We start from the raw sequence: 239 nt of genomic DNA on the forward strand, positions 1-239 counted from the left end.
ATCGGTGCGTACGATGCCGAATCCCGAGCGGGCAAGCTGCTGCATGGCCTGGGCTTCCCGTCCGACACCCATACACGGCCGGTGGCGACGTTCTCCGGTGGCTGGCGCGCGCGACTGACCCTGGCGCGCGCGCTGATGAGGCCCAGCGACCTGCTGCTGCTCGACGAACCGACCACCCACCTCGACCTGGCCGCGGTGTTCTGGCTGGAACAGTGGCTGCTCAAGTATCCGGGCACGCT

1 protein-coding gene is annotated in these 239 nt (G+C 68.6%); it reads left to right on the top strand.

Going from position 1 to position 239, the window contains the following annotated elements; translation table 11 throughout:
• The coding region (locus ACQG3P_RS22960) for an ATP-binding cassette domain-containing protein (protein WP_426806336.1) at positions 1–239 on the top strand (239 nt) is incomplete at both ends.

The organism is Stenotrophomonas sp. SrG (assembly GCF_050031795.1).
Lineage (GTDB): Bacteria > Pseudomonadota > Gammaproteobacteria > Xanthomonadales > Xanthomonadaceae > Stenotrophomonas > Stenotrophomonas rhizophila_A.